Here is a 16,641-nt window from a genome sequence, read left to right on the forward strand (position 1 = left end):
GTCAGTGGTTCGATACCTGTACCCGGTTCCACAGATTGATCATCGCGACCGCGGCGGTGATCGCACTGATCTCGGCGTCATCGAAGTGGCGGCGCAATTCACCGCGCAATGCCTCATAGTTCGTATCGACCTGAAGACTGGTCAAGGCTTCCGTCCAGGCAAAGGCAGCCTTCTCCGCCGGCGTGTAGTCATCAACGTGCCGCCAGACCGTCAGGCGCTGCAAACGCTCCTGGGTCTCGCCCGCGTCGAGCGCTTCCTGGGTGTGCATCTTCACGCAATAGGCACACTGGTTGATCTGCGATGCACGCAGATCGATCAGGTGCCGCAGTTTCGGCTCCAGCCCTGCCTTGCCGATCTCACCGCTGGCAGCGACGAAACGCTTCACGATATCGGGGACATTTTCGTAGTGATTGATGGCATTAGAGGTCGTCATTGGCGTGTCTTCCATTCAGGTTTCAGGGTGTGACACAGGGTTGACGACCAGGTGCAGCGATTTGTGACACCGGCCCGAAACTTTTTTCGGCCATTCGTTTTGCCAACCCGCCCAGCGAGCCGGGATGGCAAGGAAATCAGGTCATTGTCAGACGGAAAGCGCTTCGTCCTTGCCGAGACCGTATTTGCGCATCTTCTCGTAAAGCGCCTTTCGCGAGAGCCCAAGGTTCTCGTAAGTGGGCTTGATGGCACCGTCGTTGCGCTTGAGTTCGGCGACGATCAACGCCCGTTCATATGTCGCGACCTGTTCGAACAAGGTGGATCCGGCCCCGCTGCTGGGCGCGTTGACCAGCTCGACACCGAGCACGAAACGGTCGGCGACATTGCGCAACTCGCGGACGTTGCCCGGCCAGTCCCGCGCCATCAGCTCGGCGAGATATTCCTCGTTGATGTCCGGGATCTCGCGCCGGTAGCGTGCCCGGGCTTCCACCGCCAGATGCCGGAACAAGAGAGGGATATCCTCCAGCCGGTCGCGCAACGGTGGAATGGCAACGTTGACGACATTGAGCCGGTAGAACAGGTCCAGCCGGAACCGGCCTTCCTTGCCGGCGGCCTCAAGGTCTTCCTTGGTGGCCGCGATGAAGCGCACATCCAGTTCGATCGCCTTGTTGGAGCCGAGCCGTTCGATTGTCCGGGTCTCGATCACGCGCAGCAGCTTGACCTGCAGTTCCAGCGGCATGGATTCGATTTCGTCCAGAAACACGGTGCCCCCATGGGCATGTTCCAGCTTGCCGATGCGCTGTCCGCTGGCACCGGTAAAGGCGCCCTTCTCGTGGCCGAAGAGTTCAGATTCGATGATTTCGGCGGGAAGCGCCCCGCAATTGAGGGCGACGAAAGGCTTTTCCTTGCGGGGGCCTTCGTCATGCAGTGCCCGGGCGACCACCTCCTTGCCGGAGCCGGTCTCCCCCAGGATCAGCACATCGGCATCGGTTGCCGCCAGGGCCGTGACATTGCGGCGAAGCAGTTCCATGGCGGCGGTGCGCCCCACGAGACGGCTTTCCAGGCCCGTTCGGTCTGCCAGTTCCTCGCGCAGCTTTCGGTTTTCCAGCACCAGCCGGCGCTTGTCGAGCGCGCGTTCCACCACGGAGGCAAGGCGCGAAACGGAAAAGGGCTTTTCCATGAAATCATAGGCACCGGCGCGCATGGCCTCGACCGCCAGTGGCACATCGCCATGGCCGGTGATCAGCACCACGGGCAGGGCGGGATCGATCTCGAAGGCCCGCTTCATGACCTGAAACCCGTCCGTCCCGGGCATGCGAATATCTGTAACAAGCACGCCGTAGAACCCGCGGTTGACCCGTTCCAGGGCTTCTTCCGGTTCACCGGTTGCAAACACAGCCTGACCGGACAACTCCAGCCCCTGGCTCAAGGAGCCACGCAGGTCCGCTTCATCGTCAATCAGTAGGACGGTCGCCTGGTCCATTAACGCCTATCTCATTTCATTCCGCTGCAAGGACATGCTCATCGGCCACCGGCAGGCGCATGGTGAACACCGCACCGCCACCGTCGCGATTCGCCGCTTTCAGCGATCCGGAAAAGTCATGAACGATCTTGTAGGCAATCGACAAGCCCAGCCCGAGCCCGGCGCCGACATCCTTGGTGGTGAAAAACGGGTCGAAGATCTGCGGCAGCACATCGGCATCAATGCCTGTGCCGTTGTCACTGACGGTCAGAACCGCTTCGCTGCCTTCCTGCCTCAGTTCCAGGCGCACTTCGGGCATGGCAAGCGATGCGGCATTGCCACTGACGGCATCCAGAGCGTTGGACAGGAGATTGATGACCACCTGCTCCAGGCGGATGCGCCCGCCCTTGACGATGATATCCTCCGTCGGCAGCGCCAGATCGAGACGCACCTTGCTCTGCTTGATATGTGGCTGCAGCAGAAGCGTTGCCTCGTCGATCACCTGACGCAGGGACACGGGCTTGATGTCGGTGCCCGACTTGCGCGTGAAGCCTTTCAGCGTCTTGGCGATTTCGGCCATGCGGCTGACCATGCCTTCGATTCGCGAGAGATTGCCGAGGGCCTCGTCCGCACGCCCCCGCTCGATCAGCATGCCTGCCACTTCGGCATCGGAACGGATAGCTGCCAGTGGCTGGTTGTACTCGTGACTGAGAGCCGCAGACATCCGGCCGAGCGTTGCCAGCTTGGCTGCCTGCACGAGTTCGGCCTGGGCCAAACGCAAATCGGCTTCAGCCTGTTCGCGCTCGCGCACTTCCTGTTCCAGAAGGACGTTGGTGCGGCGAAGATCCGCAGTCCGTGATTGCACACGGCGCTCCAGGCGCAGTGCGCTCGCCCGGTTGCGCCGTTCCTGGCGCACGAATTCTTCCCGCCTGACAATCAGGATGGCGATACCTCCGGCGGCGATCACACAGACCAGAAGCGCGACCAGCATGGCCCAGCCGGATCGCTGGCGGGCATCCTCGATCGTCACAAGCGTTCTGACCTGCCAACCGAGAACGGCCAAGTTCTCGGTCAATTGCAGGTAATAGTAGGGAGACGGCGTTGCCGGCAGCAGGACCTCGATGCGTTCCGCCACCGACATGTCGGCGATATCCCGGCCGACAGAAAGCTCGTCCATCCGCTTGCCGCGCCATGCGGGAACATTGGTGACCACAATCCGGCCACTGCCATCCAGCGCGACCAGCGGTTCCTTGCTGAGTGCCCAGGCTTGCTCGACGTCTTCCAGACTGACCCGGACGGCAATCACGCCGACGATGGAGCTGCCACGACGCAAGGGCGAGGCGAAGACATAGTTCGATGCGGCCTCTGGCGTACCGGGGATGAGCTGCCGGCCGAGCTGGCCCTGAAGGGCCTGTTCGAAGGCATGTCCGATGCGTTCCGCCCCGCCGAAGGAGCCCGTCGGCACACCATCCTGGCTGGAGACCACGACATTGCCTTGCCTGTCCATCAGCCAGATCTCTTCCGCGCCCGACATACCGGCAGCGATCGCGGCGATGCCAGGGTCTCCAGATCTGCCCGTGCTCATCAGCAACTGACCGATATCCGGACCACGTGCCAACAGCGGCGACAGCAGGCGGAACTTGTCGAGAAGTCTTTCGAGAACGGCGGTCTGAACCGCAAGATTGGCCCGCGCACCGGTTTCCACCTCCGCAAGCGTGATCCGCAAGCTGGCAAGCCCGGTCAGCCACATCAATGCGACCGTCGACAGGATCGCCGCCGCTCCGATACCGATCTTCAGCCTGCGCCAGGTCCGGCGCTTGGTCTTGCGCAACATCGCGTCAGTATAAACAAGCCGCGCGCCGCGTGAAGCGGGAGCCTTATCCAGCGAAATCCTCCCCGGTAGCCGTGTCCGACAGGGCCGGTGCGCGCTGGCGCCGGTCAATGGCAACGCTCTTGATCAGAACCGTGACGTCCTTGCCTGTGTGGAGATCAAGGTCGGCAACGGACGCGCGGGTGATGCGGGCACGCAGCACCTGTCCGCTGACGGAGCAAAGGATTTCCGCATAGGGACCGCTTTCACTTGAAATACTGCGGATTGTCGCCGCGAAGGCATTGCGGATGGACAGGCCCTCCGGCGGTTTGACTGCCAGGGCAACGTCCCTGGCCCGGATGCGCAGGCGCACCGCATCGCCCGGCACGGCTGCCATATCCGGTATCTGCAGTGTGGCTCCGCCGATATCGACATCGGTCAGGCCCCAGTCCGGGTCACATCTGGTGACGGTACCTTCCAGCAGCGCACTGGCCTCGTGACGGCCGGTTGCCCGGCCCAGATCGGTCCTCGCGAGCATGTCGGCCACTGGTCCGAAGGCGGGCGTGCGTCCATCCGACAGGATCACGAGCGTGTTGGACAGGCGCGCCACTTCCTCGATGGAATGGCTGACATAGAGGATCGGGATTCCCGCTTCCACGCACAGACGGTCCAGATAGGGAAGAATGTCGTTTCGCCGCGCCTGATCGAGATTGGCCAGCGGCTCGTCCATGATCAGGAGCCGCGGGTCCGACAAAAGCGCCCGCCCGATGGCCACCCGTTGCCTCTCGCCGCCAGAAAGAGTTCCGGGCTTTCGCTCCAGGAGGCCGCCCAACCCCAACAGATCGACCACTTCGGCCATGTCCCGGGTTCCAGGCCTGCGGCCCGCCCAGCGCGCATAGGTGAGGTTCGAGGCAACGCTGAGATGCGGAAACAGCCGGGCGTCCTGAAAGACGTGACCGATCCTGCGTGCCTGAACCGAGAGGTTGATATTCTTGTTCGCGTCGAAAAGGGTCGTGCCGTTGACGGTGATATGTCCGCTGAGCGGCTTGATCAGCCCGGCGATCATGTTGGTGAGCGTTGTCTTGCCGGCCCCCGACTGGCCGAAAAGCGATGTCACCCCGCCACGGCTGTTGAACCGGGCTTCAAGATCGAGCTGACCGACACGGCCGGTGATGTCGACATCAAGCATGACCGCCCCCCATGCGCGCGCGCAATCGGCGCGCCAGTGCTTCCGAGGCGATCAGCGCCGCGAAGGCGACAAAGGCCGCAATCAGTGTCAGGCGGAAGGCAGCCAGTTCTCCACCCGGGGTCTGGGTAGCGGTATAGAGCGCCAGAGACAGGGTTCTTGTCTCCCCCGGAATGTTGGAGACGAAGGTTATGGTCGCACCGAATTCGCCCATGGCCTTTGCAAAACCCAGGATCGCGCCACCGAGAATTCCCGGCAGGGCAAGAGGCAGGGTGACCGTCAGAAAGACGGTCAGGCGATGGGCACCGAGAGACTTGGCCGCTTCTTCCAGTTTCGGGTCCACGGCTTCGAAGGAAATACGGATCGGCCTGACCATCAACGGAAAAGCCATCACACCGGCAGCAAGCGCTGCACCGGTCCAATTGAAGGCGAAGGTGACACCGAAGACACTGTCCAGAAACGATCCGACCGGCCCCTTGCGGCCAAAGGTCAGCAGCAGCACGTAGCCCGTGACCACTGGTGGCAAGACGAGCGGCAGATGCACAAGAGCATTGACGGCGCCATGGCCGGCGAACCGGTAGCGGGCAAGTACGAAGGCCATCAGAACGGCAAGCGGCAGCGCGACAGCGAGGGCGGCAGACGCGACCTTGAGGGTCAAGAGAAGGGCCTGCCATTCCCCGGGCTGGAGATTGAAAAAATCCACGTCTGCTCAGTCTTCTCGTTCCGGTACGTGGCCGAATTTTGTCAGCCACCTGCCGTTATCGGTTAGAACACCGCAGGAACGCAAGATGTCGTTTGTCTTGAGCCTTCGATGCAAAGCAGCGTGCCTGGGGTCAAAAGCCCCTGTCCGGCTAGAGCATGTCTATTCCGATGGCCAGCGCCGGTGCGATCGGCTAGGCTCGCGTTCCCTCCTTGTTGCAGCCGATTCCAGGACACTGCATGACAATCTCGCTGAAGACCCAGGTCCCCGACATCGATACCTATTTGCGCCTGCGGGTCGATTCCGGGCTGAGCGGCTACGGCAGGGACGCGGCGGAAATCGGGCTGAAGAACAGCCTGTTTTGCGTGATGCTATATGACGGTGATGAAGCGATCGGCATGGGGCGTCTCATCGGTGACGGCGGCTGTTTTGTCCAGGTGACGGATATCGCGGTTTTGCCCGCCTACCAGGGGCAGGGCCTTGGCAAGCGCATCATGGCAGCCCTGACTGCCCATATCGAAAGCGCATTCCCGCCCTCGACCTATGTCAGCCTGATCGCCGATGTTCCGGCCAATGCGCTTTATGCCCAATTCGGCTTTGAAGAAACCGCGCCGGTTTCCCTGGGTATGGCACGCCGGGCAGGTGTCAAAAACCCGGCCTGAAAGACCGGCAGCGGGAAAATATTTTCCCGCTCGCAAATCGGGTCGTTTGGGCGTTTTGAGCCGCCTAGGGTCTTCTCACAACCATTGAGGAGACAACACCATGTTTCAGATCGAGCCTCTTCCCGCCACCGAGTTTGCACATTTGAGCAGCCTGAGTGACACGGAACTCGCGCAGAAGGGCATTCAGGTGCACATTTCGGACGGCGCGTTTCCCTGTCGTGTGTCACTTGCCGATGCAGCCCCGGGAACCCGGGTTTACCTGCTCAATTTCGAACATCAACCAGGCGAAACGCCCTACCGCTCCCGGCATGCGATCTTTGTCGCCGATGGCGCGAAGGAAAACCATCCGGCCCCGGACACGATCCCGGAAGTCGTGGCAAAGCGCCTGCTGTCTGCACGAGCCTTCAACCGGGCCCACGAGATGATCGACGCGGAAGTCGTTGAAGGCCGTGAGCTGGAAGGTGTCATCCGGACGTTCTTCGACAATCCGCAAGTCGACTATATTCACCTGCATTTTGCTCGCCGCGGCTGCTACGCGGCAAGGGTTTCACGCACCGCATGGACCTGATCAATAAAGCCTGAGCAAGCCTTCGGAGGTGGCTTCTTCCAAAAGCGCCTCCGGGGTCTGTTTCAGCTTGCCATGCCGGATCATCGCATCGCCGATGTCGCCCAGATCATCAGCGTTGCGCCAGCTTTCCGGTTGCCAGATCTTCGAGCGGACCATGGCCTTCGGGCAATGCATGAATGCCCGGGTGATCTCCACTGCCAGCGCCATCGACGGCTGTTTGCCCTCCACCTGCATCCGCTCCAGCAACCAGGCATCCCCGACGATGCGGGCTCTGCCCGACACCCTCAAGGTCTCGCCCTTGCCCGGGATCAGGAAAATAAGTCCGACGCGCGGGTCCTTCAGCAGATTGTGGTAGCTGTCGAGGCGGCGGTTTCCGGGGCGGTCGGGGATCGCCAGCACTGTGTCGCTCAAGACGGTGACAAAACCGGCCGGGTCCCCCTTGGGACTCACATCGATCACACCCTCCGGATCAACCGTCGCGATCAGGCAGAAGGGGGATCGTGCAATGAACTGCCTGCACAGGTCGTCCAGTGCCTTGATCTCCTTTACCCTCACCTTTTCGGGCGCGGTTCCGGCATGGGCTTCGAGCTGGTCAACCGTTGTTATCGGGTCGTTGAAATCTGCAAGTGTCGTGGGATCTTCCGGCATGGCAACCTCCCTGGATCTGCCTGCTGGCGCTTTCACCATCAAACGGCGCCGCGAACGCAAAGACAAGGCGTTTCGCTGGAATCACGGTTTTTCCAAACTGGCGCCCCGATTATGGCTAAACTGGATCTTACCTGAGCAACATCGCACCCATCATAAAGGGATCGCATTGCCGATTTAAACTTTAACGGTAATCTTTGCGAAATACACCTCAAGGGAGATCCGGCCATGCCAACCGCAGCCAAACGCCGTGCCGCCTTCAAAGCTCTTCACGAAAAAGGGCGTGCTTTCCTGATGCCGAACCCCTTCGATATCGGCACAGCCCGCATCCTGGACGGGTTGCGGTTTGACGCGATGGCCACGTCCAGCGCCGGATATGCCTGGACGCAAGGCGTGAAGGATGCCGAAGGGCTGATCTCACGCGACGATGCGCTCGGACATGCCGCCGACATCATTGCCGCGACCAGCGTGCCGGTGAACGGTGACCTGGAGAACGGGTTCGGCGACAGCCCGGACGATGTGGTGGCAACGGTCAAGGGGGCGATCGAGGTCGGCCTCGCCGGCTGCTCAATCGAGGATTACACGACCGATCCGAAACGTCCCTACTACGATCTGGAGCTGGCGGTGGAGCGGATCAAGGCGGCGGTGGATGCCAAGAACCGGCTGGCCCCGGATTTCGTTCTCACTGCCCGCAGTGAAGGGCCCGTCCAGACGCAGCATGAACTTGACGAGACGATCAAGCGCCTTAACGCCTTTGCAGAGGCGGGTGCCGATTGCGTCTATGCACCGGAGCTGAAGGACAAGGAACAGATTGCCGCCGTTCTGGCCGCCGTGAAAGCGCCGATGAACGTCCTGGCCGGGCGCAAGAACTTCCACCTGACCCGCAAGGAACTGGGCGACATGGGCGTTACGCGTGTCTCCATCGGGGCAGGTCTGGCACGGCTTGCCTACCGCGCCTTCATTGCTGCTGCCGAAGACATGAAAGACGGTGGCACGTTCGGCTGTTTCGACAGGACCGAAACCATGCCGGAAGGAATTCCCGATTTCGAATCCTTCATGAAAACAAGGCCCTGATCCGTAATGGACGCCCAACAAGTTTCCGAAGGCCTTGACCAGGCAAACCCGGGTGATGCAGTCGCAATGACCGAACTCGCCCGGCGGGCCTATGCGCATTATATCCCGGTCATCAACGCCGTGCCCGTGCCAATGACCGCCGATTATGCCGCGCATATACGGCAGGACGACGTCTGGGTGCTCCGCTCCGGCACCTCTCTTGCCGCCAGCCTCGTTCTGATCCGGCATCCGGACCATCTCCTGATCGAAAGCATTGCCGTTGATCCGGAAGAGCAGGGCAAGGGCCGTGGCAGGCAGCTGCTCGACTGGGCGCGGCGGCGGGCAGCGGACATCGGGCTGAGCGAAATCCGGCTCTATACCAACGTGCTCATGACCGAAAACCGGGCCTGGTACCAGCGTGCGGGCTTCGCGGAAACCCATGAGGAACAGCGCGGCGACAAGCGGATCGTCCACATGCGGCTGACACTGTGACCAAGCTGCTTGCCAACTCCGGGTGCGCTGGAAAGCATTGATCCGGGGCCGGGCACAGCCCGGCTCCGGATGTCAGCAACTACGTAAGCCTTGGCCTTCCAGACCCGCTACTCCGGACCCCAGGTTTTCTGCTTCTTCTGCTTCATGACGCTTCGGACCATCTTGCCGAATGCCCGGTCCTTGGATCTGCGCTCCGCCAGACTTGCAGAGTTGAAGGCTTCTTCCGCCTTCAGCTTTCGCCACCTGTTCAGCCGGCCAGGTTCCAGGGTGCCGTCCGCCAGCGCGGCCTGAACGGCGCAACCGGGCTCCGTCTCGTGCCGGCAGTCATTGAAACGGCAACGGGATGCCAGTTCGTTCAGATCCGAGAACAGATCATCGATACCGGCTGCCACATCCGTCAGCTGCAGTTCACGCATGCCCGGTGTATCCAGCACCAGACAGCTGCCTGGAACCACGTGAAGTTGCCGGTGGGTCGTCGTGTGACGGCCCTTGGCATCGTCTTCGCGAATAGCCTGAGTGGCTATGTCCTCGGTGCCTGAAAGCGCGTTGGTTAGCGTCGACTTGCCGACGCCCGAAGAGCCAAGGAAGGCAACTGTTTTGCCCGGCTTGCACCAGGCCGCGAGTTTCAAACCCGGCTCATCGCCGCGCGCGTCCAGCGTCACGACCGGAACCGAGTTCGAAATCGTCCGAGCCTGATCGACATAGTTTTCCGGATCGCTCGCCAGATCCGACTTGGTCAGGACGATCACCGGATCGATACCGGCTTCGAACGCAAGCGCGATGTACCGCTCCAGCCGGGCAATATTGAAGTCCTGATTGCAGGAAGACACCACGAACACCGTGTCGATGTTGGCTGCGATCAGCTGGATCTGTCGATCGGTTCCGGGTGCACGGCGCTTGAGCAGGCTCTGCCGCTCCAGCACCCGGCTTGATGGCGGATGAGCGCGGTCCAGCAGCAACCAGTCGCCTACCGTGGCGTTCCTGACAGGCAGGATCACTTCGTCAAGCCCTTCGCCGACCACGTGAAACGCGTTTCGATGGACCTCGACAACACGGACGGGCGGTGTTGCCGTCAGCTCGTCGGAGCTGATCTGTTGTGCAAAATAGGGCCGCCAGCCAAGTGAAAGAAGCCGTGAAGTGTTTTTGTCCGGCCCATCGTTTCCGGGGCGTGCGGGAAAAAAGTCGGAATAGTTCCGTACCATTGGATTGTCTCGTGAATTAAACACACGTCATCAGGCGCCCGCCAAGGCACCGGTTCATGTATTCAAGGCTCTCTGATCTTCAGAGAGCCTGCTCACGCAATCTCTGACATCCAATCTCCATGGGACGCACCTCGAAGGTGCCCGTTACAAGTAGTCGCAAAGACGCCCCGATACAAGCATCCCGCAGATGTGACCAGGCTTATTCCGGTCGCTCGCCGACATAGGCGGCCCGAGGCCGGATCTGTTCCGGCGCCGCATATTGCTCCAGTGCATGAGCGATCCATCCGGTCATGCGGGCAGCGCAGAAGATGATCTTGCCGGCGTCCTTCGGCAGGTCATAGGTCTTTTGTGTGGCCGCCAGGGCAAGATCGATGTTCGGCGCTTCGCCAAACAGGTCACGCGCAACCGTAATCAAACCCGGCAGACGCTGAACGAAGGGATGCGCGGGCTCGCTGCGGTAAAGCACGTCGAGCAGGCAAGCGGCGCGCGGATCCGGACCGCGGTAGATTGTGTGACCGAAGCCGGGCAGGGGCTCGCCCCGGCTCAACCGGTCCGAAAGCAGGGTTTCTATGTCGGTGTCCGGCCCGACATCGGACAGCCATGCCGTTGTCCTGTCGGATGCAGCACCGTGGCGCGGACCGGCAAAGGCCCCCAGACCGGAAATGAGCGCCGCGTGAAGGGGCGCCCGGGTGGAGGCAGCGCAGCGCGTCGCGAAGGCACTGGTGTTGAGCTCGTGGTCGGCACACAGGATCAGCGCCGCCCGGATCACGTTCTTCGCCGAAGACGACACGCCGAAAGCATTGGCAATCTGCGTGTGGATCGGCACGTCGACCGGATCTGCGTTGAGGAGAGCTGCAACCGCGTAGCGCAGCAGGGCAGCGCCTTTCACCTGCAGAAGCTTGGGTGCCTGCGTGTAGGCGGCCTTGTCCTGCAGCGGCCAGGCGGCAAGGGCGACCATCAGCCGGTCCAGAGGCGCAAGTCCCTCCGGCAGGTCGGGCGGGGGCAATGGAGCGCTTTCGGCAAACGGGTCTTCCTGCGACGCCCAGAGTAGGGTCGCAACGGTTTCAAGCGTGGAGGTTTGCGCCAGATCGACCGCCGGCCGGCCACGATAGACCGGACCGGCTTCCGAAATCAGCGTCAGTTCGGTTTCCAGCACCGGGTCGCCGGTCAAGGGCCGGGCACCGGAGTAGTCGTCGGCAGCCTTGCGGCCTTTCATGCGGCGCACATCCACCGCGTCGTAGCGGCGCTGCTTGCCTGGGCCGGCAACGGAATTGATCAGCCCCCGGCTGACGTAGGCGTAGAGAGTCGCGGGCTGAACACCAAGTTCGGCAGCGGCTTCACGGGCGGACAGGTAGATCGGCTTACTCATACATTGATTTTAATTATCAACATTGATCAATGCAATCTTCTCTTTCTATCTGACCGGGAAAGAAAAGGAGATAGCCATGACCGAAGCGCCGAACCCCGCCCGGATGACGCCGGACCCGATAGCCGGTTTGGAGGGCGTTGTTGCCGCCACCACCATGCTCAGCCATGTCGACGGCCAAAAGGGTGTCCTCATCCTCTATGGCCGCCATATCGAAGATCTGGCCGGCAAGCTGAGCTTCGAGGAAGCCGTCCGGCATCTGTGGCAGGATTTCCAGATGCCTGAGGCCTCGTCCCTGCGTGAGGCTTTCGGTGAAGCCCGGAGGGCCGCCTTTGCCGTCATGCCGGTTCTTGAAGCTGCCCCTTCCAGCCTCGGCGTTTATGAACGCATGCAGCTGGGCCTGGCTGCCTTGCCGATGTCCACCGGCCTGCCCGACGCGATCGCGATCAGCGGCGCATTGCCCGTCTTTCTGGCTGCGTCTCACCGGATTGCCAGGGGACAGACGCCGATCGCACCGGACAGCACCCTGGAGACCGCAACCGATCTTCTGCGCATGCTGACCGGCGAGCTGCCACCTGCCGACCATGCCGCCGCGCTCAACCGCTATCTGGTGACAATCCTGGATCACGGGCTGAACGCTTCCACCTTCACGGCGCGCGTGATTGGCTCGACCCAGGCGAACCTGAAACAGGCCGTTCTCGGTGCGATGGGCGCCCTCAGCGGGCCGCTGCATGGCGGCGCGCCGGGCCCTGTGCTGGACATGATCGATGCTATCGGCAGTCCGGAAAACGCAGCTGCCTGGATCGGCGAAGCCTTGGCACGCAAGGAGCGGCTGATGGGTTTCGGTCACCGGATCTACAGGACAAGGGATCCGCGCGCGGACGTCCTGAAGGCAGGGCTGCGCCTGCTTGGGCCTGAGAACCCGAAAGTGCGTCTGGCGGAGGAGATCGAACAGGCAGCGCTTGCCGCACTGAAAACTGCCAAGCCCGACCGGCCGCTGGAAACCAACGTGGAGTTCTATACCGCCGTCCTGCTGGACGCGATCGGCATCGACCGGACCCTGTTCACGCCGCTGTTTGCCGTCGGCCGGACACCGGGCTGGTGCGCCCATGTCCTGGAACAGCAGGAAACCGGCAAGTTGATCCGGCCATCGTCGCATTATGTCGGGCCGAACCCCGCGTGACGGAGACCGGCTGAAAGCCTGTTACCGCGAGATACCCAGCCCGGAAGACGGATCATCCGCCTTCCGGGCGCGTGTGTTCAGCCGGTAGACCATGTCGCGCACCCACATATGCAGCGGTGCGCGGTGGTTGAGCGTGGTCCACACAAGGCTGATCGTCACCGACGTCTCCACCGGGCAGGGAACCACATGAAGTCCATCCGCAACTGATCTGGACAACCGTTCCGGCACCGTGGCGACGAGGTTCGATCCCGCGACCAGACGCTCCAGCCCGGCCGGGCTCGGCACGCGCAGGGCGACTTTCAAGTCCTTGTTCATGCGCTCAAGCTCGATGATGTAGCGTGACCGCCACTGACCGCCGTAGGTGACGAGCACGTGGTCGAGATCCAGATAATCGTCCAGGCTCAGTGCCGCTCCGGCTTTCGGATGCTCCGGATCGAGCAGGCAGACGTAGCGATCCTGATAGAGGTCGCGCCTGTAGAAATGCGGGTCCGACCGTTCGAACGGACCAAGCAGGAGATCCGCCTCATTGCGCAGCAGGCGCTCGTGACCGATCCCCGACGCATCGATGATCTCCAGGTCCAGGTTGGGCGCTTCGCGCTTCAGAAAATGAACGATTTCCGGAATGATCAGCACGCGTTCATAGAAGTTGCAGGCGATGGTGAAGGTCTGAGCCGCCGTCTTCGGATCAAAATCCGGCGGAGCGACCAGTTGCCGGAACTCGGCCGTCAACCGTTTGGCCTGATGGACGATATCTTCGCAGCGTTGTGTCGGCTGGAGCCGACGAGCCTGGCGGACGAACAGCGGATCCTGAAACACGTCCCGCAGCTTGTTGATCGTGTAGCTGACCGCTGACTGATTGACGCCGAGTTCTTCCGCCGCACGCGTGAACGAACGGAGCTGGTGCACCCAGACCAAGACCTGCAGCGCCCGAAAATCGACCTCCAACGGATCGCCCGGCATCGGCAATTTCCCCCCGGATCCGGCAAGAACACTTGCCACAATTTGTAAAATCAAAAAATTCGATGACAACTATAAAGTCAATCGTATTGCCTGATTTTATTCTGCCCGCTTAACCTGCCGTCAGTGCCGGATTTGGGAGGAGAAGGCAGATGGCGGTCGCACCTGTCGACGAAACGCTGACGCTTGCGGACCTGACGCGCGACCCCTATCCGATCTACAAGCGGATGCGGGCCGAAACGCCGATCGTTCAGGTTCCGGCGGCAAACCGTATCTTTCTGACCAAGGCGAAACACACCAAGATGGTGAAGGACGACCCCGAACTTTACAGTTCGGACGATCCTGTCACACCGATGCGGCGCGCCTTTCTGGCCCACACGCTGATGCGCAAGGACGGAGAGGAACACCGGCGCGAGCGCATGGCCATGCAGCCGGCATTCTCGCCCAAGGTCATCAAGACAGACTGGGCCGATCTCTACCGCAAGATTGCCGCGGAGTATCTCGACCGGCTGCCACGAGGCGAAACGGTTGACCTTTTCACCGACCTGTGCGGACCGGTGGCGGCACGGATCCTGGCTCACATCCTGGGTCTCGACGAAGTCGGCGACGCCGACATGCAGCGCTGGTCGCAGGTGCTGATCGACGGCGCCGGCAATTTCGGCTTCGCGGACGAACCGTTTGCCCGGTCCGATGCGGCCAATGCCGAAATGGATGCCGTGTTCGACAGCCTGATTGCCCGGCATCTGGCAGAGCCCAACAACTCCGCGTTCTCCGTCATGCTGAATGCCCGCGACCCGATCCCCAGAAGCCAGATCTACGCCAACATCAAGATTGCCATCGGTGGCGGCATCAACGAGCCGCGCGATGCGCTGGCAACCATCATCTATGGCCTGCTGACCAATCCGGACCAGCTTGAGGAAGTGAAGCGGCAGGACGCCTGGGCGGATGCATTCGAGGAAGGTGTCCGCTGGGTCGCGCCGATCCAGGCGTCGTCTCGCCGGGCGACGCGGGACCTGGAAATCGACGGCATCGACATTCCCGAAGGCGTGACGCTGATGACCATCCAGGCCTCGGCGAATCGCGACGAGGATCTCTACGAAGACGGCGAAACCTTCAACGTCTTTCGAAAGAAAGCGCCCCATCAGGCCTTCGGCAGCGGCCCGCACCATTGTGCCGGCGCCCATATCTCACGGCGGACTGTCGGGGAAATCATGCTGCCGATGCTGTTCGAACGGTTCCCCGGCATGACGCTGGACAAGCCCGAAGACGTTGTCTGGAGCGGTTTCGGTTTTCGTGGCCCCTTGAACCTGCCCGTCAAACTGAACTGACAAAAAGAAACCAACCGGGCCGGGTTAGAGCCGGCTGAAAGGAAAACCGCATGGTGCAGATCACCTTCGTCCAGCCGAACGGCAGCCGGAAGACCATAAAAGCGAGCGAAGGGGCGAGCGTCATGGAAACGGCTGTCAGCCACGGGGTCGATGGCATCTTTGCCGAATGCGGCGGGGCCATGATGTGCGCCACCTGCCATTGCTACGTGGACGAGGCGTGGAGCGACAAGACCGGCGCGCGCACGGACGGCGAGGAAATCATGCTGGAATGCGCAGCCGCAGACTTGCGCGAAACATCCCGCCTGTCCTGCCAGATCAGGCTGACCGGTGCGCTCGACGGACTGGTGGTGCATCTGCCGGACGAGCAGGCGTGAGGAAACGATTTCGAACAAGGGAGGAAACCATGTCGAAGTACCGGATGATGAGATCGGTGGCCGCAGGTGCGTTCACCGCGGGAGCGGTTGCCGTAGCCGCGCTTTCGCTAAGCCTTACGGCGGGCCAGGCCGTGGCAGCGGAGGTCACGCTGCGGCTGCACCAGATGCTGCCGGCGCAAGCCAGTGTGCCGAAGAACATCCTTGAACCGTGGATGGCCAGGATCGAGGAAGAATCGGGCGGGCGGATCGAGTTCCAGCATTTCCCCGCCATGCAGCTTGGCGGCAAGCCGCCGGAACTGGTCGACCAGGCCATCGACGGCATCGCCGACATCGTCTGGACCTTGCCTGGCTATACGCCCGGCCGCTTTCCAAGGACGGAAGTCTTCGAACTGCCCTTCGTCATGACCAATGCCGAGGCCGTGTCGCGTGCCTTCTGGCAACTGGCGGAAGAAACCATGCTGGACCAGGACTTCAAGGACATGAAGGTTCTGGGGCTCTGGGTGCATGGACCCGGGCTGATCCACTCCAAGGACCCGATCGACTCGCTCGACGACCTGAACGGCGTAAAGCTGCGGGCCCCGACGCGGGTGACCAACGACATGTTCAGTTCACTCGGGGCAACACCTGTCGGCATGCCTGTGCCGGCGGTTCCGGAAGCCCTGTCCAAGGGCGTTATCGATGCCACCGTGGTGCCGTGGGAGGTGACCGGCGCGCTCAAGATCAACGAACTCGTCAGCAACCACACGGACTTCGGTGACGATGCTCTTTACACGGCAACCTTCGTGCTGGGCATGAACCGGGCAGCCTATGACGGACTGCCCGACGACCTGAAGGCGATCATCGACAAGAACTCCGGTCTTGAACTGTCCGGATTCGCAGGTGGCCAGATGCAGCGGGACGATGCCAAACCTCGCGACGAAGCGATCGAGAAGGGGGCGACTATGATTGTCCTTCCACCGGAAGAAGTTGCCCGCTGGAAGGAAGCCTCGGCACCGACGATTGAAAAATGGGTGGCCGAAATGGACGAAAAAGGCATGGACGGCACAGGGCTTTACAAGCGCGCCATCGAGCTGATCGAGGAGAACACCGGGAAATAGCCGGCAGTGGTGGTGTGCAGCTCCCCCACAGGGCTGCGTGCCTTTAGGCTCGCTTCGCGGCTTGCCTTTTCGACGGCCGCGCGGCATGTGCCGGTTATTCAGGGCGTCCCGTGATCTGTGGTCA

18 protein-coding genes are annotated in these 16,641 nt (G+C 61.8%); 9 read left to right on the forward strand and 9 right to left on the reverse strand.

Annotated elements, in window-relative coordinates:
• Position 1: 1 nt before the first annotated feature.
• From Q666_RS38410 to modB, 5 genes are all read right to left on the reverse strand, one after another.
• Positions 2–433 (reverse strand): carboxymuconolactone decarboxylase family protein, encoded by a 432-nt coding sequence (locus tag Q666_RS38410; protein WP_031269919.1) that lies wholly within the window; start codon positions 431–433, stop codon positions 2–4.
• Between the two features lie 147 nt (positions 434–580).
• A complete protein-coding gene (locus tag Q666_RS38415; RefSeq protein ID WP_023002313.1) occupies positions 581–1,915 on the reverse strand; it encodes a sigma-54 dependent transcriptional regulator in 1,335 nt (444 codons plus the stop codon).
• 16 nt (positions 1,916–1,931) lie between these two features.
• Positions 1,932–3,728: an ATP-binding protein gene (locus tag Q666_RS38420; protein ID WP_023002314.1), complete on the reverse strand. Its 1,797-nt coding sequence runs from the start codon at positions 3,726–3,728 to the stop codon at positions 1,932–1,934.
• 43 nt (positions 3,729–3,771) lie between these two features.
• Entirely contained in the window at positions 3,772–4,893 is a 1,122-nt protein-coding gene (gene modC, locus Q666_RS38425; RefSeq protein ID WP_023002315.1) for a molybdenum ABC transporter ATP-binding protein, read from the reverse strand.
• Entirely contained in the window at positions 4,886–5,593 is a 708-nt protein-coding gene (gene modB, locus Q666_RS38430) for a molybdate ABC transporter permease subunit (protein ID WP_023002316.1), read from the reverse strand. The genes modC and modB overlap by 8 nt, the downstream gene beginning before the upstream one ends.
• A gap of 236 nt (positions 5,594–5,829) precedes the next feature.
• Here modB and Q666_RS38435 point away from each other — a divergent pair, with 236 nt between their 5' ends.
• Both Q666_RS38435 and Q666_RS38440 read left to right on the forward strand, forming a co-directional pair.
• Positions 5,830–6,252 (forward strand): GNAT family N-acetyltransferase, encoded by a 423-nt coding sequence (locus Q666_RS38435; protein WP_023002317.1) that lies wholly within the window; start codon positions 5,830–5,832, stop codon positions 6,250–6,252.
• 100 nt (positions 6,253–6,352) lie between these two features.
• Positions 6,353–6,820, forward strand: coding sequence for a DUF1203 domain-containing protein (locus Q666_RS38440; protein WP_023002318.1), 468 nt, complete (start codon positions 6,353–6,355; stop codon positions 6,818–6,820).
• Here Q666_RS38440 and Q666_RS38445 read toward each other — a convergent pair whose 3' ends face one another.
• Positions 6,821–7,468 (reverse strand): pyridoxamine 5'-phosphate oxidase family protein, encoded by a 648-nt coding sequence (locus Q666_RS38445; RefSeq protein WP_035907901.1) that lies wholly within the window; start codon positions 7,466–7,468, stop codon positions 6,821–6,823.
• On the opposite strand from Q666_RS38445, the gene Q666_RS66350 reads away from it, so the two are divergent.
• From Q666_RS66350 to Q666_RS38455, 3 genes are read left to right on the forward strand one after another with little or no spacing between them, the layout of a single operon-like run.
• The gene (locus Q666_RS66350) at positions 7,467–7,646 is read left to right on the forward strand and encodes a hypothetical protein (protein ID WP_187306622.1); all 180 of its coding nucleotides are present in this window, start codon (positions 7,467–7,469) and stop codon (positions 7,644–7,646) included. The genes Q666_RS38445 and Q666_RS66350 overlap by 2 nt on opposite strands.
• A 47-nt stretch (positions 7,647–7,693) precedes the next feature.
• Positions 7,694–8,539, forward strand: a complete 846-nt coding sequence (locus Q666_RS38450) for an isocitrate lyase/phosphoenolpyruvate mutase family protein (protein ID WP_023002320.1) — start codon at positions 7,694–7,696, stop codon at positions 8,537–8,539.
• A 6-nt stretch (positions 8,540–8,545) separates the two neighbouring features.
• Positions 8,546–9,010, forward strand: coding sequence for a GNAT family N-acetyltransferase (locus tag Q666_RS38455; protein WP_023002321.1), 465 nt, complete (start codon positions 8,546–8,548; stop codon positions 9,008–9,010).
• Positions 9,011–9,117: 107 nt separating this feature from the next.
• On the opposite strand, the gene rsgA is transcribed toward Q666_RS38455, so the two are convergent.
• Positions 9,118–10,212 (reverse strand): ribosome small subunit-dependent GTPase A, encoded by a 1,095-nt coding sequence (gene rsgA / locus Q666_RS38460; RefSeq protein WP_023002322.1) that lies wholly within the window; start codon positions 10,210–10,212, stop codon positions 9,118–9,120.
• A 199-nt stretch (positions 10,213–10,411) separates the two neighbouring features.
• Positions 10,412–11,581, reverse strand: coding sequence for a citrate/2-methylcitrate synthase (locus Q666_RS38465; RefSeq protein WP_023002323.1), 1,170 nt, complete (start codon positions 11,579–11,581; stop codon positions 10,412–10,414).
• 76 nt (positions 11,582–11,657) lie between these two features.
• On the opposite strand from Q666_RS38465, the gene Q666_RS38470 reads away from it, so the two are divergent.
• Positions 11,658–12,761 (forward strand): citrate synthase/methylcitrate synthase, encoded by a 1,104-nt coding sequence (locus tag Q666_RS38470; protein WP_031269921.1) that lies wholly within the window; start codon positions 11,658–11,660, stop codon positions 12,759–12,761.
• Positions 12,762–12,782: 21 nt separating this feature from the next.
• Here the strand turns inward: Q666_RS38470 and Q666_RS38475 are convergent, their stop codons facing one another.
• On the reverse strand, positions 12,783–13,721 hold the full coding sequence (locus tag Q666_RS38475) for a LysR family transcriptional regulator (protein WP_023002325.1): 939 nt from the start codon (positions 13,719–13,721) through the stop codon (positions 12,783–12,785).
• Positions 13,722–13,870: 149 nt separating this feature from the next.
• Between Q666_RS38475 and Q666_RS38480 the strand changes: the two genes are divergently transcribed.
• Genes Q666_RS38480 through Q666_RS38490 form a run of 3 tightly spaced genes read left to right on the forward strand, consistent with a single transcriptional unit; the run spans position 13,871 to position 16,517 of the window.
• Positions 13,871–15,046: a cytochrome P450 gene (locus Q666_RS38480; protein ID WP_023002326.1), complete on the forward strand. Its 1,176-nt coding sequence runs from the start codon at positions 13,871–13,873 to the stop codon at positions 15,044–15,046.
• 50 nt (positions 15,047–15,096) lie between these two features.
• Complete coding sequence (locus Q666_RS38485; protein ID WP_023002327.1) at positions 15,097–15,420, forward strand: 2Fe-2S iron-sulfur cluster-binding protein; 324 nt, start codon at positions 15,097–15,099, stop codon at positions 15,418–15,420.
• A gap of 29 nt (positions 15,421–15,449) precedes the next feature.
• Positions 15,450–16,517 (forward strand): TRAP transporter substrate-binding protein, encoded by a 1,068-nt coding sequence (locus tag Q666_RS38490; RefSeq protein ID WP_228148085.1) that lies wholly within the window; start codon positions 15,450–15,452, stop codon positions 16,515–16,517.
• Positions 16,518–16,641 lie beyond the last annotated feature (124 nt).

Origin of the sequence: Labrenzia sp. C1B70, from assembly GCF_000475395.1 — a bacterium.
GTDB lineage: Bacteria > Pseudomonadota > Alphaproteobacteria > Rhizobiales > Stappiaceae > Roseibium > Roseibium algicola.